The 23,041-nt window shown below is 65.6% G+C and carries 22 protein-coding genes; 3 read left to right on the top strand and 19 right to left on the bottom strand.

Going from position 1 to position 23,041, the window contains the following annotated elements; genetic code table 11:
• Window positions 1–378 precede the first annotated feature (378 nt).
• Together CFB17_RS01920 and CFB17_RS01915 are read right to left on the bottom strand one after the other, a co-directional pair.
• Entirely contained in the window at window positions 379–1,254 is an 876-nt protein-coding gene (locus tag CFB17_RS01920; RefSeq protein ID WP_088559692.1) for a phosphoribulokinase, read from the bottom strand.
• 77 nt (window positions 1,255–1,331) lie between these two features.
• The gene (locus CFB17_RS01915) at window positions 1,332–2,342 is read right to left on the bottom strand and encodes a class 1 fructose-bisphosphatase (protein ID WP_088559691.1); all 1,011 of its coding nucleotides are present in this window, start codon (window positions 2,340–2,342) and stop codon (window positions 1,332–1,334) included.
• Between the two features lie 237 nt (window positions 2,343–2,579).
• On the opposite strand from CFB17_RS01915, the gene polA reads away from it, so the two are divergent.
• The gene (gene polA / locus CFB17_RS01910; RefSeq protein ID WP_088559690.1) at window positions 2,580–5,330 is read left to right on the top strand and encodes a DNA polymerase I; all 2,751 of its coding nucleotides are present in this window, start codon (window positions 2,580–2,582) and stop codon (window positions 5,328–5,330) included.
• Window positions 5,331–5,455: 125 nt separating this feature from the next.
• Window positions 5,456–6,073, top strand: a complete 618-nt coding sequence (locus CFB17_RS01905) for a LysE family translocator (protein ID WP_088559689.1) — start codon at window positions 5,456–5,458, stop codon at window positions 6,071–6,073.
• Window positions 6,074–6,082: 9 nt separating this feature from the next.
• On the opposite strand, the gene CFB17_RS01900 is transcribed toward CFB17_RS01905, so the two are convergent.
• Window positions 6,083–6,544 carry a DMT family transporter gene (locus CFB17_RS01900; protein ID WP_207761889.1) on the bottom strand — a complete coding sequence of 154 codons (462 nt, stop codon included), beginning with the start codon at window positions 6,542–6,544 and terminating at the stop codon, window positions 6,083–6,085.
• A 459-nt stretch (window positions 6,545–7,003) separates the two neighbouring features.
• Here CFB17_RS01900 and CFB17_RS01895 point away from each other — a divergent pair, with 459 nt between their 5' ends.
• Window positions 7,004–7,909 carry a bestrophin family protein gene (locus CFB17_RS01895; RefSeq protein ID WP_088559688.1) on the top strand — a complete coding sequence of 302 codons (906 nt, stop codon included), beginning with the start codon at window positions 7,004–7,006 and terminating at the stop codon, window positions 7,907–7,909.
• Between the two features lie 8 nt (window positions 7,910–7,917).
• Here the strand turns inward: CFB17_RS01895 and CFB17_RS01890 are convergent, their stop codons facing one another.
• From CFB17_RS01890 to rplU, 16 genes are all read right to left on the bottom strand, one after another.
• Window positions 7,918–8,400: a Na+/H+ antiporter subunit G gene (locus CFB17_RS01890; RefSeq protein ID WP_088559687.1), complete on the bottom strand. Its 483-nt coding sequence runs from the start codon at window positions 8,398–8,400 to the stop codon at window positions 7,918–7,920.
• Complete coding sequence (locus CFB17_RS01885) at window positions 8,397–8,666, bottom strand: K+/H+ antiporter subunit F (protein ID WP_088559686.1); 270 nt, start codon at window positions 8,664–8,666, stop codon at window positions 8,397–8,399. Before CFB17_RS01885 ends, CFB17_RS01890 begins: the two co-directional genes overlap by 4 nt.
• Window positions 8,667–8,682: 16 nt before the next feature.
• Complete coding sequence (locus CFB17_RS01880) at window positions 8,683–9,174, bottom strand: Na+/H+ antiporter subunit E (RefSeq protein ID WP_088559685.1); 492 nt, start codon at window positions 9,172–9,174, stop codon at window positions 8,683–8,685.
• Window positions 9,175–9,177: 3 nt separating this feature from the next.
• Complete coding sequence (locus CFB17_RS01875) at window positions 9,178–10,731, bottom strand: monovalent cation/H+ antiporter subunit D (protein WP_088559684.1); 1,554 nt, start codon at window positions 10,729–10,731, stop codon at window positions 9,178–9,180.
• Window positions 10,728–11,081: a Na+/H+ antiporter subunit C gene (locus CFB17_RS01870; protein WP_088559683.1), complete on the bottom strand. Its 354-nt coding sequence runs from the start codon at window positions 11,079–11,081 to the stop codon at window positions 10,728–10,730. Before CFB17_RS01870 ends, CFB17_RS01875 begins: the two co-directional genes overlap by 4 nt.
• Window positions 11,081–14,008: a monovalent cation/H+ antiporter subunit A gene (locus tag CFB17_RS01865; protein ID WP_088559682.1), complete on the bottom strand. Its 2,928-nt coding sequence runs from the start codon at window positions 14,006–14,008 to the stop codon at window positions 11,081–11,083. Before CFB17_RS01865 ends, CFB17_RS01870 begins: the two co-directional genes overlap by 1 nt.
• A 100-nt stretch (window positions 14,009–14,108) precedes the next feature.
• Window positions 14,109–15,740: a gamma-glutamyltransferase gene (ggt, locus tag CFB17_RS01860; protein ID WP_207761908.1), complete on the bottom strand. Its 1,632-nt coding sequence runs from the start codon at window positions 15,738–15,740 to the stop codon at window positions 14,109–14,111.
• Between the two features lie 230 nt (window positions 15,741–15,970).
• Window positions 15,971–16,429, bottom strand: a complete 459-nt coding sequence (locus CFB17_RS01855) for a 23S rRNA (pseudouridine(1915)-N(3))-methyltransferase RlmH (protein ID WP_088559681.1) — start codon at window positions 16,427–16,429, stop codon at window positions 15,971–15,973.
• Between the two features lie 6 nt (window positions 16,430–16,435).
• Window positions 16,436–16,783, bottom strand: a complete 348-nt coding sequence (gene rsfS, locus CFB17_RS01850) for a ribosome silencing factor (protein ID WP_207761888.1) — start codon at window positions 16,781–16,783, stop codon at window positions 16,436–16,438.
• 38 nt (window positions 16,784–16,821) lie between these two features.
• The gene (locus CFB17_RS01845) at window positions 16,822–17,460 is read right to left on the bottom strand and encodes a nicotinate-nucleotide adenylyltransferase (protein WP_088559870.1); all 639 of its coding nucleotides are present in this window, start codon (window positions 17,458–17,460) and stop codon (window positions 16,822–16,824) included.
• Between the two features lie 35 nt (window positions 17,461–17,495).
• Entirely contained in the window at window positions 17,496–18,773 is a 1,278-nt protein-coding gene (locus CFB17_RS01840) for a glutamate-5-semialdehyde dehydrogenase (protein WP_088559679.1), read from the bottom strand.
• Between the two features lie 37 nt (window positions 18,774–18,810).
• On the bottom strand, window positions 18,811–20,034 hold the full coding sequence (locus CFB17_RS01835) for an FAD-dependent oxidoreductase (protein ID WP_088559678.1): 1,224 nt from the start codon (window positions 20,032–20,034) through the stop codon (window positions 18,811–18,813).
• Between the two features lie 5 nt (window positions 20,035–20,039).
• Window positions 20,040–21,158, bottom strand: coding sequence for a glutamate 5-kinase (gene proB, locus CFB17_RS01830; RefSeq protein WP_088559677.1), 1,119 nt, complete (start codon window positions 21,156–21,158; stop codon window positions 20,040–20,042).
• A gap of 1 nt (window position 21,159) precedes the next feature.
• Complete coding sequence (obgE, locus tag CFB17_RS01825) at window positions 21,160–22,200, bottom strand: GTPase ObgE (protein ID WP_088559676.1); 1,041 nt, start codon at window positions 22,198–22,200, stop codon at window positions 21,160–21,162.
• A 66-nt stretch (window positions 22,201–22,266) separates the two neighbouring features.
• Window positions 22,267–22,536 carry a 50S ribosomal protein L27 gene (rpmA, locus tag CFB17_RS01820; protein WP_088559675.1) on the bottom strand — a complete coding sequence of 90 codons (270 nt, stop codon included), beginning with the start codon at window positions 22,534–22,536 and terminating at the stop codon, window positions 22,267–22,269.
• 123 nt (window positions 22,537–22,659) lie between these two features.
• A complete protein-coding gene (gene rplU, locus CFB17_RS01815) occupies window positions 22,660–22,968 on the bottom strand; it encodes a 50S ribosomal protein L21 (RefSeq protein WP_088559674.1) in 309 nt (102 codons plus the stop codon).
• Between the last annotated feature and the right edge of the window lie 73 nt (window positions 22,969–23,041).

Genomic DNA, 23,041 nt, shown 5'->3' with positions numbered 1-23,041 from the left:
GGTGGCCGCAGCGTCCGTGACCGCAGAGGCACCACCGCTGGAAGCCCAAAGTCTCTGGCCACCCGAATTGCCACAGGCCTAGAGGCCACCGACGGCCGGGGACCAGCTGCGCCTCCGCCAACCCGCCACCGGCACGATGCCGGGTAACATTCTGGTCGTCCGCAGAACGGCTGGTCCGTCGACCAGCTCGTTGCCCCGACCACGCCGACCGGCTTCCTCGCCCAGGCGGCGGACAATCCCCTGCTCGCGATCGAGCATTGCCGCCTGAGGGCGGCGGCGAAGGAGCAGGCCACGGCTTTGGCATCGACCATGGGGAACGCGGATCGCCCCCCTTGCCAAGGCCACTGCGGCGCTGGCTGACCGTTCAGCTACCCTCCCTCAGCCCAGCCGACGCTTTTGCTCCATGAGTTTGAGGATCATGGGCGTGAGTATCAGTTGCATCGCAAGATCGAGCTTGCCGCCGGGTATGACGATGGAATTGGCGCGCGACATGAAGCTGTCGTGCAGCATGGCCAGGAGATAGCTGAAATCGATGCCGTGCGGATCGCGGAAGCGGATGACGACCATTGATTCGTCGGCTGAGGGAATCCAGCGGGCGATGAATGGGTTGGATGTATCCACCATCGGCACGCGCTGGAAATTGATGTCCGTCTCTGTGAATTGCGGGCAGATATAATTGATATAGTCGGGCATGCGCCTGAGGATCGCGTCCTGCACCGCCTCGGTCGAATGGCCCCGCGTCGAGCGGTCGCGATGCATTTTCTGCGTCCACTCGAGATTGATGACTGGCACGACGCCGATCTTGAGGTCGGCGTGGCGGGCGACATCGGCGGTGGGCGTGACCACCGCGCCATGCAACCCCTCATAGAAAAGGAGATCGGTCGGCGCTGGCAGCGCTTCCCAGTCGGTGAAAGTGCCGGGCGGCGAGCCGTAGAGCTCGGCTTCCTTGGCATCATGGATGTAATGCCGGGTGCGTCCAGTGCCGGTCGCGCCATACTCCGCAAAGATGGCGGCCAGTTCTTCAAGGAGGTTGGCCTCGGGGCCGAAATGGCTGAAATGGTTGTTGCCGATCTCCGCCGCCTTGGCCATCGCCGTTTTCATGGACTGGCGATCATAGCGATGAAAGGCATCTCCCTCGATCGAGGCGGCGGTCACGCCCTCGCGACGGAAGATCTGATCGAAGGTATGCTTGACGGTCGTGGTACCCGCTCCGGAGGAACCGGTGACGGAAATGATCGGATGGCGTGCGCTCATCGCTCGTCGATCCTCTGTGATGTTGCTTTGTCGTCGAGGGGCTGGCGGACACGGGCCCGCTTCGCCGGAAGGCAGCGCTAACGGTGGTACAGACCGCGCTGGGCGAAGAGCGGCGAAGGGCGGCCGTGATTGGCGGCCCGGCGATAGTCGCCTAGCCTGTCCACATGGTCGCGTGACCCGATGATCAGGGGCGTCCGCTGATGCGGACTGTCGGGTTCTTTCTCAAGAATGCGACGATCGCCGTCCGTGGCGGCGCCGCCGGCTTCCTCGAAGATCAGGGCCAGGGGTGCTGCTTCGTAGAGCAGGCGCAGGCGGCCCTGGGCATAGCCCTGCCGGGCGTCGCCCGGATAGAGAAAGATGCCGCCTCTTGCCAGAATGCGGAAGGCTTCGGCGACGAGCGAGGCGATCCAGCGCGTGTTGTAGTCGGTCTGAAGCGCGCCTTCGATGCCCGCCTGACAATCGTCGACATAGCGTTGCAGCCAGCGGTCCCAATGGCGATAATTGGAGGCGTTGATGGCGTATTCTGCCCGCTCCGGGCGGACGGCGACCTTCTCGCGGATACGCACGAAATGGCGGGCGTCTGGGTCGAGCACATAGATCTCGACACCGTCCCTTAGCGTCAGCACGAGCATAGTCTGCGGCCCGTAGACGACAAAGCCCGACGCCAGCTGGGCATCGCCCGGCTGCAGGCGACCCGCCTTTGGCCAGATGCCGAAGATCGTACCGATCGCGACATTGGTCTCGATGTTGGACGAGCCATCCAGGGGATCGATGGCGACCGAAAGCGGCGCGCTGGCATTGAGGTGGACGATGTCGTCCGCTTCCTCGGAGACCAGTTCCGCGACCGGCGCGTCGCGCAAGGCCGCCCTGAAGAGCGCGTCGGCGCGGACGTCCAGCTCCTTTTGCGCGTCCCCGCCGGCATTGCCGCCGACGATCACCGCAAGGTCGCCCAAGAGGGGGGCCTTGGCGATGAGGCCGGCCAAGTCCGAGGAGGCCCTGGCCAGGGACGAGATGGTCGCTGCCACAGCCCGGCGCAGGTCGTTCGCACCTGCCCATTCCTTGAGACGATCGTCGAGAAGCAGCGTCATTTTCTTGGCCTCCCATAAGGTCGAGCCGCCGATAGCGATCGCCCTTGTGTTCGCAGCTTGTTTCCTGCGTCATCGTTGGGGGTACAGGCCAGCCCTTCCGCCGCCAATGGCGCGGATCGCCTCACTACACGAACGGGTAGTGTGGGCGGGCGTCGACCAGCGGATCGGGTGTTGGCGAGCTAGTCCGGCCGGCCGGCATCTGGCGCCGGCCAGCCGGCTCCATTAGATGTTGCACGCATGAGTGAACCTGCCGCCAAGCCCCGCCTCGTCCTCATCGACGGGTCCGGCTATATATTCCGTGCCTTCTTCGCCCTGCCGCCGATGACACGGCCCGACGGGACGCCGGTCAACGCCGTCTTCGGCTTTGCCAACATGCTCTTCCGCTTCCTCCTGGACAGGCCGGACGACGATATCATCGTCGTCTTCGATGCCAGCCGGAAAAGCTTCAGGAGCGATCTCTACGAGGCCTACAAGGCGAACCGGGCGGAACCGCCGCCGGAGCTGGTGCCGCAATTCGCTCTGGTACGCGAAGCGGCCCGCGCCTTCGACCTGCCGGCCGTCGAGGTCGAGGGTTTCGAGGCGGACGATCTCATCGCCAGCTACAGCAAGGCCGGCCGTGCCGCCGGGCACGATGTCCTGGTCGTCTCATCCGACAAGGATCTGATGCAGCTTGTCGGCGACGGCATCGCGATGTGGGATCCGATGAAGTCCAAGGAGATCGGGCGCGAGGAGGTGATCGAGAAATTCGGCGTCGGCCCCGAACTCGTCCGCGACGTCCTGGCCCTGGCCGGCGATACATCCGACAATGTCCCAGGCGTGCCGGGGATCGGTGTCAAGACCGCAGCCCAACTCGTGCTCGAGTACGGCTCGCTCGAGGGTCTCCTTGCCAATCTCGACAAGATCAAGCAGCCCAAGCGCCGCCAGACCCTTCAAGACAATGTCGAGAAGGCCCGCCTGTCTTACGAGCTGGTGGGTCTAGCCTTTGAAGCACCTTTGCCAATCTCCTTCGAGGAGACCGGCCGCAAGGAGCTGGATGGGGCAAAGCTGCGCGCCTTTTGCGAGGCGAACGGCCTACGCTCTCTCCAGGCCCGCATCGAGCAGGTAGTGGCGCCGGTGCCGGCCAATCCCGGTATCGAGACGGACCCTGCCGCCTTGGAGCGGCCGACCTTCGAGACCGTCCGCGAGATGGCGGTCCTGGAGGCCATCGTAGCCAAAGCCTATGAGGTGGGCTATCTGGCGATCGATACCGAGACCAACTCCTTGAATGTCGGCCGCGCCGACCTGGTCGGCGTCTGCCTGGCCGTCGAGGCCGGCCACGGCTATTACGTGCCCCTGGCCCATGTCGACGATTTCGGCCAGCCGGTGCAGGGCCAGCTGCCGCTGGAGGCGGTGATCGCCGCCCTCAAGCCCGTCCTTGAGGACGCCTCGGTCCAAAAAATCGGCCACAACGTCAAGTACGAGCTGGGCATCCTCAGCCGCTACGGCATCATGATGGGCCCGACCGACTGCACGATGCTGCTCTCCTATGTCCTGGACGGTGCCAGCCACGGCCACGGCATGGACGAGTTGGCGGCCCTCCATCTCGGCTACCAGACGATCCCCTTCTCGGCCGTCTGTGGCAAGGGCGTGGCCCAGATCACCTTCGACCGCGCTCCGATCGAGAAGGCCAGCGACTATGCGGCCGAGGATGCGGAGGTGACGCTCAGGCTCTGGCAGGCGCTCAAGCCGCGCCTCATCGAGCAGCGCATGACGACCGTCTACGAGACGCTGGAGCGCCCCTTGGCGGCCCTTCTGGCCCGCCTCGAGGTGACCGGCATCAAGGTCGACAAAGCCCGCCTGCACGCGCTCTCGAGCGATTTCACCGCGCGCATGGCCGAGCTCGAGATCAAGGCGCACAAGCTGGCCGGCCGCGTCTTCTCGCTGGGCTCGCCCAAGCAACTGGGCGAGGTCCTCTTCGACGAGATGGGCCTCCAGAGCGCGGCCGGCGGCGCCAACCGCAAGACCAAGACCGGCGCCTACGCGACGGGGGCCGACATCCTGGAAGAGCTGGCGGCCTCGGGCCACGAATTGCCGCAAGTGCTACTCGACTGGCGCCAGCTGCAAAAGCTGACCCGCACCTACACGGACGCCCTGATCGAGGAGGTGGGCCCCAAGACCGGCCGTGTGCATACCTCGTTCTCGATGGCAGCAACGGCCACGGGCCGCCTCTCCTCGAACGATCCCAACCTGCAAAACATCCCCGTGCGCACCGAGGAAGGGCGCAAGATCCGGGGCGCCTTCATCGCTGAGGCCGGCTTTGAGCTCCTCTCCGCCGACTATTCGCAGATCGAATTGCGCGTCCTTGCCCACATGGCCGACATCCAGGCCCTCAAGGAGGCGTTCAGCCAGGACATCGACATCCACGCGGTCACGGCCGCACAAATGTTCAAGCGCGAGGTCCAGGACGTCGGCGCCGACCTCAGACGCAGTGCGAAGATGATCAATTACGGCATCATCTACGGCATCGGCGCCTTTGGCCTGGCCCAGCGCCTGGGAATCGCGCAGGCCGAGGCGCGCGCCTATATCGAGGCCTATTTCGCGCAATATCCAGGCATCCGCGACTATATGGAACGGGCCAAGGCGGAGGCCCGCGAGCAGGGCTATGTGGCGACACTCTATGGACGACGCTGCTACACGCCCGACATTTTGAGCAAGCTGCCGGCAAGGCGCTCCTATGCCGAGCGCGCCGCCATCAACGCCCCGATCCAGGGCACGGCCGCCGACATCATGAAGCGGGCGATGCTCAAGGTGGCCCGCGCGCTCGAGACCGAGGGCTCAAAGACACGCATGCTCCTCCAGGTTCACGACGAACTCGTTTTCGAGGTGCCGACAGACGAACTCCATGCCGCCTCCGCCCTCATCCGCCGCGAGATGGAAAGCGCGGCCGATCTCTCCGTCCGGCTCACCGTCGATATCGGCCACGGCCTCACCTGGAACGACGCGCACTAGGCTCCGCACTCAACCCAGGCGATCAAATTACATCAATTCCCTCGCCTCATCCGATCGGCTGATGTCGGCATCGGCAAGATCGTCTTTGCTCCGCTCGAACGGCAAATGCTGGTGCGATCGAGCAGATGATACCGACCACGATCCTGGCCTCCCTGGCCATGCCCTACGCGCTTGTCCTGATCACGCCCGGCCCCAACCTCATGGTGGTGCTGCGCATCGCGATGCGCCCTTCCTGGCATCGCTCAGCCAGCATCGCCTCCGGTGTCGCCACGGGCGCTGCCCTGGTGAACCTCTTTGCCGCCATGAGTGCTACCGTCCTTCACTCGATGCAGCAGCTCCAGCTTTGGGGCAGCACCATCCTGGCCCTCGTCTTGCTCCGTTCTGCCATCCAGCTCGTCCGCAGCGCCAGACGTCAGCGAGCGGACATTCCGGCCGAGCCATCCCAGCACCACGTCCAGGTCTTTGCCCTGGGCCTGGCGACCGCACTGGCCAACCCCTTCTCCTTTACCTTCTTCGTCAGCACCTATGTCGCTACGCCCGGCCTGACGACCGTGCAGAGTGTCCTGCTCGCATCCAGCCTCATATTCCTCATGGCGCTTTGCTGGTTCTTCGCCGTCAGCCGGCTCTTCTCGGTATCCGTGGCACGCTGCACGACCTGGCTCTGGCGTGCCGGCCTCTGCTATGCCCTAGCCGCCCTCATGGCCGCCTACGCCCTCTGGCTGGTCCTGGCCCATACTACTTAAAGGCCGCCGCTAGCGGCGAGCGATCAGCACGACCCCCGCCAGAAGCAGGAGGGCGCCCACGACCCGCGTCAGGCTGATCTCCCGCATGGGCACGCCCAGAAGGCCGAACCGGTCGATCAGGAGAGCCGTGACGAGTTGCCCCGTCACGGCGGTGCCGATCACCGCCGCCGTGCCGATGCGCGGGATCAGGAAGATGCTGACGATCATATAGGCGATGCCCATGAGGCCGCCGGTGAACCAGAGATAGACCGGGACGCTGCGCAGTCCGCCATCAGTCTGCGGCCTGAGGCCGAATAGAAGAATGATCGCATAGAGCATGATCATCCCAGCGGTGAAGGACACCGCCGCTGCCAGGACCGGATGACCGAGGCGCCCTCCCAGATTGGCGTTGACCGGCGCCTGCACCGAGAGAAAGACGCCGCCTAGAATGCCGAGGAAGGGAAGAAGGAGGCTTTGCATGGAATCGGCCATAGCCGCGCCAAGCCAGGAGGTCCAGCTTTTAGGAGGCAGACCGCAACTTCGAGGGCTCCCGTCTCGGCCGCTCCAGCCTTCTCTATCAGCAACCAGGCCCCGATTTGCCGCGTCCTGATAGCGGCACGCAAGCTCGAGCCGGGCCTGGGCCTTACCGCGCGGAACCGTGCGATCAGATCGGCCCCGCACACGAAAGTTTGCCTATCCACCCCTCGGCGCCGGCTCAGGCGTCCGGATCGGCGCCCGGCCCCAGCTGAGCGACGCGGTCATCGCCCTGTTCAGTCTCGTTGGCGGCTCCCACATCGACATCCACAGGAACATACACGTTCTTCCGGTCGGGGTCGTGACAATTTACCCCAACCGCACATCCCTGTTCCGGCCGCTTTCACGCCGAACCGGCTTAGACGCGCCAAGGCCCCGCCTCTAGAATGCCCGTCGGTCGGCTGAAGGAGAAAACGCGTGATCGTCCGGCGACGGCACCACTGGCTGCGCATGCTCTTCGTCTGGAACGGCTCGGTCCTACGGCAGATCCTGCCGCGGCTCGTCGTCGTCATCCTGATCTCGTTCCTGGCGGTAGCCGGCCATTTATGGCTGCATTCCCAGAGGTTCACCCTTAACCCAACCCCGTTCAGCCTCCTTGGCATCACGCTGGCCATCTTCCTGGGCTTTCGCAACAGCACCAGCTACGAGCGCTACGCAGAGGGCCGACAGCTCTGGGGCCAGCTCATCATCGCCGCACGCTCGCTGCTTCGGCAGGCCGCCACGCTGACGATCCCCCCCTTGACTTCGACAGAGCAGGCCCGGCTGGCGACGCGCTTGGTCGAGCTTGCGACCGAACTGAAGGATCAGTTGCGTCGCAGTGACCGGGCACGGGACGCGACCCTGCCGAAGGTCGCCCCAAGCGCACGACCGTCGAGCTCGCGCCATGTCCTGGCCGTCGCGGAGGACCTGGCAGCTCTTCGCCGAGAAGGTCGCCTGGAGCCGCTTCTCGTACCGGCCATGGAGGCCAATCTCGATCGGATAGCCGCGGTGATCGGCGGCTGCGAGCGCATCGCCGGCACGCCCATTCCCTATACCTACAGCGTCATGCTGCATCGGACGGTCTACATCTACTGCATGCTGCTGCCCTTCGGCCTGGTTGGCGGCCTGGAGCTGCTCACTCCCCTCATAACCGCCTTCATCGCCTATACGTTCATGGCCCTGGAGGCGACCGCCAGCGAGCTTGAGGACCCATTCGGCCTTGACGCTAACGACCTGCCACTGGATGCGCTGACCCGCACCCTGGAACGCTCGCTCCTCGACATGGCGGGCGTGGAAGAGTTACCGCCCGAGCTGGAACCGGATGCGAACTACATTCTAACCTAGTCGCATGATCATTGACTTGCCGCCCGGTTGTCATGCGTGACGCCTTTCGGCGCCGCCTCGGCCGCCGGCAGGCCCCCCCGATCCTTGACCATGAGATCGTCGGCGCGAAAGGCGTCGCTGCCATCCATCGTCGCCCAACCGACCGGCCGGCCGGTCGGCGGCAAAGGCTGGACGGTCCGCCCGCGCGTACGAAAGACATGTGCCTTGGCGATCATGTAGGCCGAGATCGGCGTCGTCATGAAGATGAAGACGATGATCAACAGCTCGTGCAAGGAGGCCCCCTCCTGGAAGAAGAGGGCATCGAGAATGGCCGCCACCACGAAGCCCCCCACCCCTAGGGTCGATGTCTTAGCGGGTCCATGCAGCCGCATCATGAGATCGGGCAGCTTCACGAGCGCGATCGAGCCAATCAGGGTGAAGGAGGCGCCGACCAGCATCGCCAGGGAGACCAGGACCTCGCCGACCGTCAAGAGCCAGGCCGGATCGCTCATTCGATGAGGTCTCCACGCATGAGGTATTTGCAGAACGCCACCGTCGAGATGAAGCCCACAAGCGCGATCAAAAGGGCGATCTCGAAATTGAGCGCCGTGTTAAACAAGACCCCGCCGATGAGGACGATCCCCACGACGTTCGTCGTCATCGTGTCCAGCGCCAGGATGCGGTCGATGGGATCCGGGCCGCGCAGGAGTCGGTAGAGATTGAGGAGGAGTGCCAGGCCCACCATGGTCATGGCGATCAGGCTTGCATAGACGATCAAGAACCCTGCCTCCCGTTCACTCGAAGATCTCGATCAGCCGGCGCTCGTAGCGCTCCTTGAACAATCTGACCATGGCGGCTCCGTCCGGCACATCCAGTCCGTGGACGAGAATCGCCCGACCGTCGGCCGAGACATCGGCGCCGATCGTCCCGGGCGTCAGCGAGATGGTGGCGACCAGGATAAGGATGGCCTCGGGTGTGTGGATGTCCAAGGGCAGCGTGACAAAGCCAGGCCTGAGCCGGCGCGCCGAGCGGAACAGGACGAGGCGGGCAACATCGATATTCGCCGCCACGATGTCGCGCAGGACGATTCCCACATAGCCCAGCAGCTTCAAGGGTTTCCTGATCTGGAGCCGTTCCGGCCAGAAACGCTGCGTGTACCAGGGCAACAACAGGCCGAGTGCTGCGCCCAGGATGATTTCGATCGGCGTGATCGTATTGACCAGGAGGAGCCACACAAAGGGGATCAGGAACGAGAGATAGGGATGCGGGAAGAGACGCCGCCACATGGCTCAGGGCTCCTCGGCCGGCGGGGCTTGGACATGCTGGCCCAGAACCGCGCTCACATAGGCCTCGGGCGCCAGAAGCAGGTTGGCCGTGCGCTCGAAGAAGGCCAGCGAGGGGCCGGCTGCCACCGTGAGCGCCAGAAGGGCCGCCATGAGGCCGCCGATCGCCCAGACACCGCCCACCGACTGGCGCGGCGGCGGCTCGTCTGTCGCTGGTGCCGGCTGCCAGAAGAGTAGGACACCGGCGCGGGTGAAGCCCGCCATAGCGAAGAAGCTGCCCAGGAGGACGACCGCAAGGACAAGCCCCTGCAGGGCTGGCGCCAACGCGGCGCCCAGGACCGCCTGAAGGATGAAGATCTTGCCGAGAAAGCCCGAGAAGGGCGGCAAGCCGGCAATCATGACCGCCAGGAGCATGAAAGCGGCCGCCGTCGCCCGCCCCTGGCCCTCCGCGAGGCGGGGCAGGATACGATCGCCTTGAGGCCCAAAGCGGCCGCCGGAGCGGTCCACGAGCCGATCGGCCAAGAGATAGAATGCTGCCCCGGCCAACGTGCTGTGCACGAGGTAATAAAGGCTGGCGGCGAGCCCGGCCGACTCGTCGGTGGCGAGCCCGACGAACAACGTGCCGCTGGAGCCCAGCATGGCGAAGGCGGCAAGCGTGCCGAGGCTGCGTGCGCCGGGGAGAGCAAGGAGGCCCAGCCCGCTCGTCAGGAGGGCGGCCGGCAACAGATAGGGGGTAAAGAGATGAGCGGCCGCCCCTCCGCCAAAGCCGAAGACCAGCGTCGAGGCGCGAATGATGGCATAGGCGCCAACCTTGGTCAGGATGGCGAACATCGCAGCTGAAGTGAAGGAGGTGCTGCGATAGGTTCCAGGCAGCCAGAAATGAAAGGGGACCAGAGCCGCCTTCAGGCCGAAGACGATGAGCAGGCAGATCCCGCCCAGACGGAAGAGGGCCGCATCGCCGCTCTCGACCAAAGGCGCCTTCAAGGCGAGGTCCGCCAGGTTCAAGGTGCCCGTGACGCCGTAGATAAGGCCGGCGCCGATCAGGAAGACGAGTGCGCCCACCAAGTTGATCACGACATAATGGAAGCCGTTGCGAAAGCGCGCCTCGCCACCTCCATGCAGCATCAGCCCATAAGAGGCTATGAGCAGGATCTCAAAGAAGACGAAGAGGTTGAAAAGATCGCCGGTCAGGAAGGCACCGTTCAGGCCCATCAGCTGGAACTGCAGCAGGGCGTGGAAATGAGGCCCATTCTCGTCCTCACGCCCGGCCGCATAGCCGGCAACGGCCAGACCCAGGATCGCCGAGAGCAGCAGCATCATGGCGGCCAGCGGGTCGAGGACCAGAACGATGCCGAAGGGTGCTGGCCAATCGCCCAGCCGGTAGGCCAGGGCGGGCTGCCGGAGTACGGTCATGAAGAGGCAGAGCGCCAAGAGCAGGCCGAGGCTGCATCCCAGGACCGAGAGGCGACGCTGCAACACGGGATCGAAGCGGGCGATCAAGACGATGAGGGCACCCAGGACCGCCGGCAGGAGGACGGGCGCAACGATCCAGTGGTTCAAGGGCCCTCTCCCTTGCCGTCGGACCCGAGGCGGCCGGCGGCGACCTGATCATCCCCACTCTCGAGAAAGCCCCGAAGGGCCAGGACGACCAGGATTGCCGTCATGGCAAACGAGATGACGATGGCGGTCAGGACTAAAGCCTGCGGCAACGGGTCGGCATAAACTGCGGCCCCCGCATCGATGACGGGCGGCGCACCGTTCACCAGCCTGCCCGTGGCGAAAAGGAAGAGATTGACGGCATAGGAGAGAAAGGAGATGCCGACGACGACGGGAAATGTCCGCGCCTGCAGGAGCAGATAGACGCCTGCCGCCGTCATAGCGCCGACGGCACTCGCAAAGAGGGCTTCCATCAGTCCGGCTCCTTAGCCGTGGGATCGGCCGCGTCCCTGGCAAAGCTGCTCCCGAAGATGGGCGCATGCCCGACATCCTCCGTCCGCCGGTGCGGCTGATTCTCTCCTCGGTCCAGGGCGATCGTCAAAGGCCCAGTCTCGCCCGAAGGCTCGGCCAGGCGGGCCATGCGCGAAAGCCCGGCCAGGACGAGAAGGACGACGCCGACGACGGTCAGGAAGACGCCGAGGTCGAACGCCGTGGCGCTGGCAAGCTCGATCGACCCCAGATAGGGCAGGTGGAGATGCATGAAACCGCCGGTCAGGAAGGGTCTGCCCACCAGCATGGCGACACTCCCGGTGAGCAGGGCCACCAGGACACCGACAGCCACCAGTCCATGATAGTCGGTCGGCAGGCGACGCGAGGCCCAGGCATAGCCGCTTGCCATATATTGCAGGATGAGGGCGATGCCGACGATGAGCCCGGCAATGAAGCCGCCGCCCGGTGCCTGATGCCCGCGCAGGAAGATATAGAGGCCGACCAGCAGCGCCATGGGCAAGAGAAGCCGAGTGAGGACGACCAGGAGGAGCGGATGCGAATCGCCGGCCTGGGCCGAAGACGGCCATTCGGTCAGCCGCCTGGCGGCAGCGCCGCGAAGCGCGCTCTGCAGCAGGCTGTAGATGACGAGGGCTGCGATCGCCAGCACGGTGATCTCGCCCAGCGTGTCATAGCCACGAAAATCGACAAGGATGACGTTGACCACGTTAGCCCCCCCGCCAGCGGGTAGGGCCATGGCCGTGTAGAAAGCCGAGATCGAATTCACATCACGGCGCAGCAGGGCATAGAGCGCCGCGCCCACCCCGGCCCCCGCTAGGAGCGCGATCGGCGCGTTGACGCCGAACCGCCGGAGAGGCCGAAGGCGCGGCGTCGTTTTGGGCAGATAGTTCAAGGCAAGAAGAAGAAGGACGACCGTCACCACCTCGACGGAGAGTTGCGTCAGAGCCAGATCCGGCGCCGAGAAAGCGACGAAGGCCAGAGCCACCATCAAGCCGGCCAGCCCGGCGGCGATCAGGGCCAAAAGCCGATTTTGATGAGCGACAACGGCGAAACCCGACGCGGCCAGAACAACGAGCCAGCCAATGATACCAAGCGGTGAAAGCGGCATGAGCGGACGTGTGCCGGCCGACAGATCACCGCCCCAGAAAGCCGTGATGCCCAAGGCAAGGCCCGTCAGGCAAAAGACGGCCAGGTAGAATTGCAGGCTGCCATTTTGAAGACGGCCCGTCAGCCAGGCGACCACGCACGAGCCAGCGTCAAGGAGCTTTCCGAAGATCTGCTCGCCGGACGGATGCCAGAGCCCGGCATGGAGCCGCTCCAGCCAGCGCAGCACCCAAAGTCCCAGCAGACCTGCCACCATGGCCACCAGGGTCAACTGGAAGGCCTGCGTCCAGCCATGCCAGATCGCGAGCTCGAAGACCGGCGGATCCTCACCGATGATCGCACTGCCCGCCTGGGCAACCAGATCCTGCGCCACGAGGCCTGGCATGACGCCGATCGCCACGACCGGAATGATCAGGCAGGCGACCGGCAGCCAGAGGCCCGGCCCCGGATCATGGGCCAGCTCGCCCGGGGGCCGCCCTGACCCCATGAAGAAGACGCGGCCGACGAACCGGAAGGCATAGAGGACGGAGAAGGCCGAACCGACGGTCGCCAGCAGCGGAACGAGCCAGGCCACGCCCAGATAGTCGGCATGGACGGCTGCTTCCAGCATCATCTCCTTGGAGAGAAACCCGTTCAGGAGCGGCACGCCGGCCATCGCCAGAGCGGCCAGGGTTGAAAGCGTCGCCGTGATCGGCATGGCGCGCCAGAGGCCACCCAGCCGGTTGATGTCACGCGTCCCCGTCTCGTGCTCCACGATCCCGGCTGAGAGAAAGAGGGCGGCCTTGAAAAGCGCATGGTTCAAGAGGTGGAAGATCGCGGCAACGGCTGCCAGCTTCGTGCCCAGGCCCAGGAGCATGGCGATCATGCCCAGATGGCTGACCGTCGAGTAGGCGAGGATCGCCTTAAGATCGGTCTTGAAGATGGCGATCCAGGCTCCGACGACCATGGTGAGAAGCCCCACCGTCGTGACGATCAAGAACCACGCCTCGGAGCCGGCCAGGATGGGCCAGAGACGGGCCATCAGGAAAAGGCCGGCTTTCACCATGGTCGCCGAATGAAGATAGGCGGAAACGGGCGTGGGTGCCGCCATGGCGCCCGGCAGCCAGAACTGGAAGGGCAACTGCGCCGACTTCGTGAAGCAGCCGAACAACACCAGGATGAGAATGGGCAGATAGAGAGCACTCTGCGCGACGACGTCCGGCTGGCCCAGAATCGTCGTGAGCTGGAATGTACCGGCTACGTGGCCGATGAGCAGAGCACTCGCCAGAAGGGCCAGACCGCCAGCGCTGGTGATCACCAGGGCGTTGCGCGCACCCCGCCGGCTATCGGCCCGATGGCTCCAATAACCGATCAGGAGAAAGGAGGAGAGGCTTGTCATCTCCCAGAAAATGACGAGGAGGAGAAGGTTGTCGGCGATGACGATACCCAGCATCGACCCCTGGAAGAGCGCGAGCCTCGCCATGAAACGGCCAAAGGCTTCCTTGGGGCCGAAATAGAAGCGGGCATAGATCATGACGAGCAGCCCGATCACGAGGATCAGGCCGGCCATCAGGAGCCCGAGGGGATCGACGAAAAAGGCGAGATCGAGACCGGCCTTGGGGACCCAGGCGTGGCGCTCCACCACCAGCCCGTCCTGAAACACGAGAGGTGCCTGAGCCAGGAGCGCCACGAGCGCCATCACCGTCGACAAGCCGCCAAGGCAGAGGCTGGCGCCAGCGCCGGCCCGCGCGATGACGGGAATAAGAAGGGCGGCCGCGAACGGCAGGATCACGATCGCGCTCAGGAGCATCGAAGATTCTTGCCTTGCGTTATGCCGGCCGAAGCAGGCAATCCGGGCTCAGAGCCTGCCTCGAAGCTGAATATCGAGAGTGCGGATCGCCCTCCCCCGGTCAGTATCCGAGCGCAAAGCCATCCTTGCGCGAATCGGATGCCCCCATGAGGACACCGCGACGCCGGTCGATGATAATGGCCTGGCCGCCGCCCAGGGGTGACGATGCTTCCGCCAGCCGGTGGCCACGCAGTTGCAAGCCGTTACGGGTGGCCGGTGGCACGCCACGCTCGATCTCGAGATCACCCGGATAAGACATGAACCTTGGCGCATCAATCGCCAGCTGCAGGTTCAAGCCATGGTCGACGACGTTGCTCAGGACGTTCGCATGACCGACCGGCTGGTAATTGCCGCCCATGACGCCATAGCTCATCCAAGCCTCGCCGCCCTTGAAGGCCATGGCCGGGATGATCGTATGCATCGGCCTCTTGCCGCCCTCGATACGGTTCGGATGGTCTTCCTCAAGGCGGAAGGACATGCCACGGTTGTGGAAGAGAACGCCCGTCTTGGCGCACATGATACCCGAGCCGAAGGCGCTATAGACCGAGTTGATGAAGGAGACGGCATTCAGATCCTTGTCGACCACGGTCAGATAGACCGTGTCGGGATGAGGATCGAGCAAAGGCGGGGGTGCTGGCCTCGCCAGATCGGGATCGATCAGGTCGCGCAGCTTGCTCGCATATTGCTTGCTCAGCAGCGATTCGACCGGAACCTTGGCAAATGCCGGATCGGCCAGGAAACGGTCCCGGTCGCGGAAGGCGAGCTTGGTCGCCTCGGCCACGATATGCAGCCGTTCCGGCGACATGGGCGCCAGCGCGCTGAGATCGTAGCCCTCGAGGATGTTCATCAGGAGGAGAGCCACCACGCCCTGGCCATTGGGCGGGCATTCATAGACCTGGACGTCGCGATAGCTGCTCTTGATCGGATCGACGAACTCCGGCTCGAAGCCGCCGAAATCCTCCAGGGAATGCAGGCCGCCCGCCTCGCTCAGCGTTGCCACCATGGCAGCCGCGATCTCGCCTTCATAGAAGGCCTTGGCACCGCCCGCGGCGATGGCGCGGAGCGTATTGCCCAGGGTCGGGAAGGTCATGACGCGACCGACGGAAGGGGCCTTGCCGCCCGGCAGGTAGGCAGCCTCGGCCGCCGGCACGTGCCTGAGGACATCAGCGCTCGCAGACCAGTCGAAAGCCACGCGAGGGGTCACGACGAAGCCCTGCTCGGCACAGGCGATGGCGGGTTGGAGCACTTCCCCCAGGCTCTTCGTGCCATGCGCCAGGATGAGCTTCTCCCAGGCCGCGACCGCGCCCGGCACGGTGACGGCATGCGGGCTGTAGGGACCGATCCTCGTGGCACCGGGGGCTGTTACCAAATGCGAGGGGCTGCGTCCCTTGTCGGCTTCGCCGGCGGCGAGCAGCCGATCCACCGAGGCCGCGGCCGGTGCGCGGCCCGAGCCATTCAAGGCGATCACGCCGCCGCTGGCGGGCGCCAGGAGCGCGAAGCAGTCGCCGCCTATTCCTGTCATCGCCGGCTCGACCACGCATTGTACGGCGACGGCCGCAATCGCCGCATCCACGGCATTGCCACCCGCACGAAGCATGTCGACAGCGGCAAGCGTTGCTGCCGGATGCGACGTGGCGGCCATGCCGCCAACGCCGAAGGCCACCGAGCGGCCCGGCATCTGGAAGTCGCGCAGCTTATAGCGATCGATCACCCTAATACTCCTGCCGTTGCCCAATCGGTGGCGACGATCGCGCCATGACTGGCGCGTTGCCTGATCGGGTACCGCGCTTTGTCCAGCAGTTCGGCCCTCAAGATCAATCTCGTCGTCATCGAAAGCGTTCCAGGCCGCGCTCGCGACCCGGCTAGAAGGGCTTTGCCTGCCTCGGGGCTGGCAATCAAGCCCATGCACGCAACGACTGGGTGCTAGGCGCGATGATAGGGGTGACCCGAGAGGATCGCGCTGGCGCGATAAAGCTGCTCGGCCAGGAGAACGCGGACGAGTTCGTGCGGCCAGGTGAGCGTGCCCAGGGCCAAGAGCAGATCAGCCCGCTCGCGGACACGCGGCGCCAGACCGTCAGCACCGCCGATGAGACAGGCGACGTCGGCCATCCCCTGATCGCGCCACCCGCCAAGCAATTCGGCGAAGGCCTCGCTCGAAAGGCTGCGGCCACGCTCGTCCAGAACGATCACCCGCTCGTCGCGCTCAATGGCGGCCAGGAGAAGATCGCCCTCGCCGTCGATGCGCCTGGCCCGGTCGACCTGCTTCTTAAGATCGAGCTCGACAAACTCGATCGTCCAGGGGCAGCGCGCACGATAGCGTTCGACCAATTCCGCGATCAGCCGATCACGCGACCGGCCTATCGTCAGGCAACGTATGCGCAACCAGCCTCAACCCTGCTCGTCGATCCGGCGCGGCAGCCGTGCCGGGGGTGCCATCGCCCAGAGCTTCTCGATATCGTAGAAGGAGCGTGTCTCTGCTCGGAAGAGATGGACGATGATGTCCCCGGCATCGATCAGCACCCAGCCGGTATCGCCTTCGCCCTCGGAGACGACGTCGTTGTACCCAGCTGCCTTCAGCCGCGCGATCAGCTTGTCCGCCATGGAGGCCAGATGGCGCTGCGACGTGCCCGTGGCGACCACCATGGCATCGGCCATCGTCGACTTGCCCTCCAGGTCGACGATCACGGCGTCGATCGCCTTGTCATCGTCGAGGGAGGCGGTCACGATCGCCTGCATGCTGGCCGGCTCGGCCTTGCCCAGGCCTAAGCTTCCCTCTAGGGGAGCGATGGACCGCTTCCTTGGCTTTCGGCGCGGCGCCGAATCGCCGTGCTCGAAGCCGGGTGTGGTCTCATCCGCAGGAACGTCCATCGGGGCGGGGTCTCCGCAAAAAGTTCATGTGACTGGTGCTCCGCCACACGACGGCTCTGATAGCCGACGGCGACTGGTCCCGCCAGTGATCCATAAGAGTAAGGATGACGCTCGAGGATCGCAACGGAAGAGAGTGCCATCACTTGTCGCCAGTGTCGCCAGCGCGGCAATTGCACCAGATTATCGGCCCCCATCATCCAGACAAAGCGGTGTCCGGGCCAAGTCGCGAGGCGCTGCAGCAATTCCACCGTGAATCGCGTGCCAAGGCTGCTCTCGAGCGCCATGACCTTGAGCCTCGGGTGTCGCGCGATGGCGGCGGCACTCGCCAGCCGCTCCTTCAGGCTCGCCATGCCATCGCGGCTCTTCAGAGGGTTTTGCGGGCTCACCAGCCACCAGACCTGGTCCAGTCCCAGACGCTTCAAGGCCTCGATGCTGATATGGCGGTGGCCCTCATGGGCAGGATTGAACGAGCCGCCCAGCAGCCCGACGCGCAGGACCGATGCCGTTCGCGCCGGCGGCGGGTCGAGCGGGACAAGGAGCGGCAAAGGCCGCCCCCTGACCCTCTGGTCCACTGGCCCGCTCAGACCGGTCGCACCTGGCCATCGCCGCGTACGACATATTTGAATGTCGTCAACTGCTCGACGCCGACCGGCCCTCGGGCGTGCAGGCGGCCCGTGGCGATACCGATCTCAGCTCCCATGCCGAACTCGCCGCCATCGGCGAACTGAGTCGAGGCGTTATGGAGGACGATGGCGCTGTCGACCTCGGCAAGGAAGCGGCGCGCCGCCGCCTGATCCTGGGTCACGATGCAATCCGTGTGATGCGAGCCGTAGTGCTCGATATGGACGATCGCCTCGTCCAGGTCGGCCACAACCTTCACGGCCAGGATCCGATCCAGGAACTCGGTGGCCCAGTCGACCTCGGTCGCGACCAGAGCGCGCGGCTCCAACTCACGCACCGCCTCGTCGCCGCGGATCTCGCAGCCCGCCTCGATCAGAGCGCCCAGGATCGGCGGCAGCAGGATCGGCGCCGCGCTCCGATCGCAAAGGAGGGTCTCGGTAGCGCCGCAGACGCCCGTGCGGCGGAGCTTGGCGTTGAGCACGAGCGCCTTCGCCATCGAGGGGTCGGCCGACTTGTGGAGATAGGTGTGCACATTGCCGTCCAGGTGCGCCAGCACGGGAATGCGGCTCTCGGCATAGACGCGCTCAATCAGCGAGCGGCCGCCGCGCGGGACGATGACATCGATGACGTCGTTCATCTTGAGCATCAGCCCTACGGCCGCCCGATCGGTGGTCGGCAGGCCCTGCACGATAGCGGCCGGCAGGCCCGCCCCTTCAAGGCCCGCATGTACCGAGGCGAGGATCGCGGCATTGCTCGCAAAGCACTCCGAACCGCCCCGCAGGATGACCGCGTTGCCGGCCTTCAGGCAGAGCCCGGCCGCGTCCGCCGTGACGTTGGGCCTGCTCTCATAGATGATGCCGACAACGCCCAGCGGCACGCGCACCCGTTCGATCGCCAGACCGTTCGGGCGCTGCCAGCCGGCGATGACGCCGCCCACCGGATCGTCCAGCGCGGCGATCGTCTCCAAGGCTGACGCCATCGTCTCCAGCCGCTTGGCATCGAGGCGAAGCCGATCGATCATGGCAGCGGACAGGCCGCGCGAGGTCGCCGCCGCCACGTCCTCGTCATTGGCGGCCAAGATGTCGGCCTCGCGCGCGCGCAGCGATGCCGCGGCGCCGCGAAGCGCCTGGTCCTTCACCTCACGTGGCGCCGCCGCGATAGCCCGTGCCCCTTCCTTGGCCTGGCGGCCGAGCGCTGCCAGACGGTGCTCAAGGTCGAATTCGATCACGGAAGCCATGCTGCAAAGGTCCGTTCTATGGCCCAGGGCTGTTCAGTTAGGTCCGAAAGGGGCGGGTGGGAAGACCCGGACGCGGCAAACGGGCCGGCCGCATCAAGCTGGCCATCAAGAAGCGGCGCAGTGGCGGCAGGCCGCCGACGAGCCGCAGGCCCTGGGAACGCAATTCTTGGAGCGGGCCGAAACGGGCATTGACCAGCCGCGTCAGGCCATCGATGGCGGTAAAGCGCAGGAGCACATCCTCAGCCCGCATCGCCTCGTAGGCGGCCAGCATGTCGGGGCCGCCGAGCCCGCTCGGCCACTCTGCCGCCAGCCGGCCCAGCACATCGACATCGCGAAGCGAGAGGTTGAAGCCCTGAGCGCCGACCGGACTGAGGGCATGGGCCGCTTCGCCGAGGAGAAGGAAATGCGGTGCCGTGAAACGAGTGGCCCGCAGGCTCGCGACATCGAAGCGATAAGGCGCCGCCACCTCGCGCACATGGCCGAGCCAGGGCTGGACGCGCGCCTCCAGCTCGGCCGCGAAGGCCTCGGACGGCAGCGCCATCAGCCGGTCGGCATCGTCGCGACGCTCGCCCCAGACAAGACTGGAGCGGCGGCCGCGCATGGGCACCAGGGTGAAGGGACCGCCCGGCCGATGCAACTCGGTCGAGGTATCGTAATGCGGGCGGCCATGCGCGAAGTTCGTGACGATCGCCGCCTGATCATAGCTGTGCTGGATGACCTCGATGCCGGCCAGGGCGCGCAGGCGCGAATTCTGGCCGTCGGCCGCGACGACCAGCCCGGCCTTAAGCCGCCGCCCGTCGGCAAGCACGAGCGTTGCCTCATCCAGCGCTAGGTCGAGCCCGGTAACCTCGGCCGCGGCCTCGATCTCGACACCCAGGCGACGGGCGGACGTCTCCAGCACCTGACGCAGCAAGCCGTTCGGCACGTTCCAGCCAAAGGCCTCAAGCCCGAGCTCGGCCGCCTCGAAGGTCACGCTGGTCTGGCCGCGCCTTGCCTGGCTCACCAGCCGCAGCCGTGCCAACGGTGCTGAATCCGGCACAAGCCTCGCCCAGAGACCAAACGCGCGCAGCATGCCGATGCCGGGATCGAGGATGGCCGTGGTGCGACGGTCGTTCGGCGACGGCAGGCCGGCTGGCCGCGCATCCAGAAGGGTTACGCGCGCCCCTGCCCTGGCCAACGCGATTGCCGCCGCGAGGCCGGCGATGCCGGCTCCGACAATCAGGGCGGCGGGCGCGGCGGTGTTTGAGGATGCACTCTCCATGCGGCCTAGAGAAGCACGAGATCGTCTCGATGCACCAGTACGTCGCGACCGCGCCAGCCGAGGATCGACTCGATCTCCTGCGTTCGCTTCCCGGCCAGGAGGCGCGCTTCGTGCGCGTCATAGGCAGAGAGGCCCTTGGCCAGCACTATGCCGGCGGCGGTACGGATTAAGACGGCGTCGCCGCGCTCGAACGCCCCCTCGACCAGACGCACGCCCGCCGGCAGGAGGCTGGAGCCGCGCTTGAGGGCCGAGGCGGCACCATCATCGACGACAAGCGTGCCCATGACGCCGAGGCTGCCGGCGATCCAGTCCTTGCGCGCGCGCCGGGGGCTGGTGGTGACGGGCGCGAAGACGGTGCAGCGCGCGCCGTCCTGCAAGGCCTTAAGCGGCCGTTCCCTGGCACCCTGGGTCAGGATCACCGCACAGCCGGCCCCCGTGGCGATGGTGGCAGCCGCGATCTTGGTTACCATGCCACCCGTTCCCGCATGGCTGACAGCCCCGCCCGCCATGCCGATGATCTCGGGCGTGATGGCCCGGACTTCAGGCACGTGCCTGGCATCCGGATGGCTGCGGGGATCGGCCGTGTAGAGGCCGTCAATATCGGAGAGGAGGATGAGCGTCTCGGCACTGGCCATCACCGCCACGCGGGCGGACAGCCTGTCATTGTCGCCAAAGCGGATCTCGCTCGTGGCCACCGTATCGTTCTCGTTGACGATCGGCACGGCCTGATGCTCGAGCAGCTTGGCCAGCGTCGCCCGGGCATTCAGATAGCGACGCCTGGCCTCCGTGTCGGCCAGCGTGACCAGGACCTGGGCCGTCTTCAACCCTACCGCCGCCAGGCTGTCCTCCCAGGCGCGGGCCAGCATGATCTGCCCGGCTGCGGCGGCCGCCTGCTTGTCGTCTAGCTTGACCGGCCGCTTCTTCATGCCGAGCCGCCGCCAGCCAAGAGCGATCGCTCCCGACGTGACGACGATCAACTCGCGGCCCTCGCCGTGCAGGACCGCGAGATCGGCCGCCAAGCCATCCAGCCAGTCCCGGCGCAAACTGCCGTCCGGCCGGACGAGGAGGGCTGAGCCGATCTTAACCGTTAGCCGATGGGCAGAGAGCGCAAGGCGCGCGTCCATGTCAGGCCTTAAGGTCGATGGCCGGCTCCGCGGCGCGATCACGGGCGACGCGGCGCACTCTCCCCACTTCCGCCATGACGGCGCGAAGCACGGGCTCCAGACCCTGGCGCGCCACGCCGGAGATCAGGTGGACCGGCTGGCCCGACGCTTTCTCAAGCGCGCGCCGCTTGCGCCCGAGGCTGGCCTTGTCCAGGGCGTCGATCTTGCTGAGGCAGAGGATCTCGGGCTTCGAGTCCAGCGCGTGACCATAGGCCTCGAGCTCGCGCCGGACTGTGCTCCAGGCATCGACGATCCGAGATTGCGTGGCGTCGACCAGATGGACGAGCACGGCACAGCGCTCGACATGGCCAAGGAAGCGATCGCCCAGCCCCTTGCCCTCCGAGGCCCCCTCGATCAGGCCCGGAATGTCGGCCAGCACGAAGCCTTCGTCGCCCAGGAGAACGCTGCCGAGCTTGGGCTCCAGGGTCGTGAACGGATAGTCGCCGATCTTGGGCTTGGCGGCGCTGACCACCGAGAGGAAGGTCGACTTGCCGGCATTGGGCTGGCCCACCAGCCCGGCATCGGCCAGAAGCTTGAGCTTCAGCCAGATCCAGCGCTCCTCGCCGGGCCAGCCGGGATCGGCCCGACGCGGCGCGCGATTGGTCGAGGTCTTGAAATGAATGTTGCCGCGCCCGCCATCGCCACCTCGCGCCAGGACGATGCGTTGGCCGATCTCGGTCAGATCCGCCAACAGCGTCTCGCCATCCTCGGCGAAGACCTGCGTGCCGAGCGGCAGGTCGAGCTTGATCGTGGCGCCATCCGCGCCGGTTCGCTGCTTGCCCATGCCGTTCTGCCCACGACCAGCGCGGAAATGCTGCTGGTAGCGAAAGTCGATCAGCGTGTTCAGGCTTTCAGCGCAATGCAGGATGATGTCGCCGCCTCGGCCGCCATCGCCCCCATCCGGCCCGCCGTCGGGGATGAATTTCTCCCGCCGGAAGCTGATGCTGCCGGCACCACCATCACCGCTCTTGATGTAGATCTTGGCCGAATCGAGGAAGCGCATGACGAAAAAAGGGAAAGGCTTTTAACCTTTCCCTCCTTCTGAGCTGTCAGGCGAAAGGTCGCGGCCTTATTCGGCGGCGATGGCTTCCGGCTGAACGGAGATATAGGAGTGGCCGTCGCGGCCGGCCTTGAAGGAGACCTTGCCCTCGATCAGGGCGTAGATCGTGAAGTCGCGGCCCATGCCAACATTGTCGCCCGGGCGCCACTTGGTGCCCCGCTGCCGGGCGATGATGTTGCCTGGGATCACGACTTCGCCGCCGAACTTCTTGATACCAAGGCGCTTGCCTTCGGTATCGCGACCGTTGCGCGAACTACCACCAGCCTTTTTATGAGCCATTGCTCGACCCCTTGCCTACCGGCACAACCCCTTCAGAGGCCACGTGCCACTTGTTTCGTTGGAGCTCCATAAGCGAAGGCGCCCCTCACTGCTCCCGGCTGCAAACCGGGCCCGAGCCAAGGCTCAGACGGCGATGTCCGTGATGCGGACGACCGTCGTGTACTGGCGATGGCCGGTACGACGACGGAAATTCTTCCGGCGCCGCTTCTTGAAGATGATGACCTTCGGCCCGCGAGCCTGCTCAAGCACGGTGCCGGTGACCTTGGCCCCAGCGACGAGCGGCGAGCCCAGCTGCGGCGTGTCACCACCGACCATCAGAACATCGCCGAACTCGACGGTGCTGCCGGCCTCGGCCTCCAGTTTCTCGATCTCGAGAACCTGGTTCGGAACCACACGGTATTGCTTACCGCCGGTTTTGATGACTGCGTACATCGCGGTCTCTGGACCATCTAAACGGATCTGAATAGGACGAAGAAACACGTCGCCTGACGTGCAGCTTCAGGCG

Origin of the sequence: Arboricoccus pini, assembly GCF_900187945.1 — a bacterium.
GTDB lineage: Bacteria > Pseudomonadota > Alphaproteobacteria > Geminicoccales > Geminicoccaceae > Arboricoccus > Arboricoccus pini.
This window is presented reverse-complemented; position numbering and strand designations above follow the sequence as displayed.

Excerpts from the sequence above, each read along its gene's own strand:
- CFB17_RS01920 (WP_088559692.1), bottom strand. The coding sequence starts at position 1,254 with ATGAGCGCACGCCATCCGATCATTTCCGTCACCGGTTCCTCCGGAGCG.
- CFB17_RS01915 (WP_088559691.1), bottom strand. The coding sequence starts at position 2,342 with ATGACGCTGCTTCTCGACGATCGTCTCAAGGAATGGGCAGGTGCGAAC.
- polA (WP_088559690.1), top strand. The coding sequence starts at position 2,580 with ATGAGTGAACCTGCCGCCAAGCCCCGCCTCGTCCTCATCGACGGGTCC.
- CFB17_RS01905 (WP_088559689.1), top strand. The coding sequence starts at position 5,456 with ATGATACCGACCACGATCCTGGCCTCCCTGGCCATGCCCTACGCGCTT.
- CFB17_RS01900 (WP_207761889.1), bottom strand. The coding sequence starts at position 6,544 with ATGGCCGATTCCATGCAAAGCCTCCTTCTTCCCTTCCTCGGCATTCTA.
- CFB17_RS01890 (WP_088559687.1), bottom strand. The coding sequence starts at position 8,400 with ATGAGCGATCCGGCCTGGCTCTTGACGGTCGGCGAGGTCCTGGTCTCC.
- CFB17_RS01880 (WP_088559685.1), bottom strand. The coding sequence starts at position 9,174 with ATGTGGCGGCGTCTCTTCCCGCATCCCTATCTCTCGTTCCTGATCCCC.
- CFB17_RS01870 (WP_088559683.1), bottom strand. The coding sequence starts at position 11,081 with ATGGAAGCCCTCTTTGCGAGTGCCGTCGGCGCTATGACGGCGGCAGGC.
- CFB17_RS01865 (WP_088559682.1), bottom strand. The coding sequence starts at position 14,008 with ATGCTCCTGAGCGCGATCGTGATCCTGCCGTTCGCGGCCGCCCTTCTT.
- rsfS (WP_207761888.1), bottom strand. The coding sequence starts at position 16,783 with ATGCAGGCGATCGTGACCGCCTCCCTCGACGATGACAAGGCGATCGAC.
- CFB17_RS01840 (WP_088559679.1), bottom strand. The coding sequence starts at position 18,773 with ATGGCTTCCGTGATCGAATTCGACCTTGAGCACCGTCTGGCAGCGCTC.
- CFB17_RS01835 (WP_088559678.1), bottom strand. The coding sequence starts at position 20,034 with ATGGAGAGTGCATCCTCAAACACCGCCGCGCCCGCCGCCCTGATTGTC.
- proB (WP_088559677.1), bottom strand. The coding sequence starts at position 21,158 with ATGGACGCGCGCCTTGCGCTCTCTGCCCATCGGCTAACGGTTAAGATC.
- obgE (WP_088559676.1), bottom strand. The coding sequence starts at position 22,200 with ATGCGCTTCCTCGATTCGGCCAAGATCTACATCAAGAGCGGTGATGGT.
- rpmA (WP_088559675.1), bottom strand. The coding sequence starts at position 22,536 with ATGGCTCATAAAAAGGCTGGTGGTAGTTCGCGCAACGGTCGCGATACC.
- rplU (WP_088559674.1), bottom strand. The coding sequence starts at position 22,968 with ATGTACGCAGTCATCAAAACCGGCGGTAAGCAATACCGTGTGGTTCCG.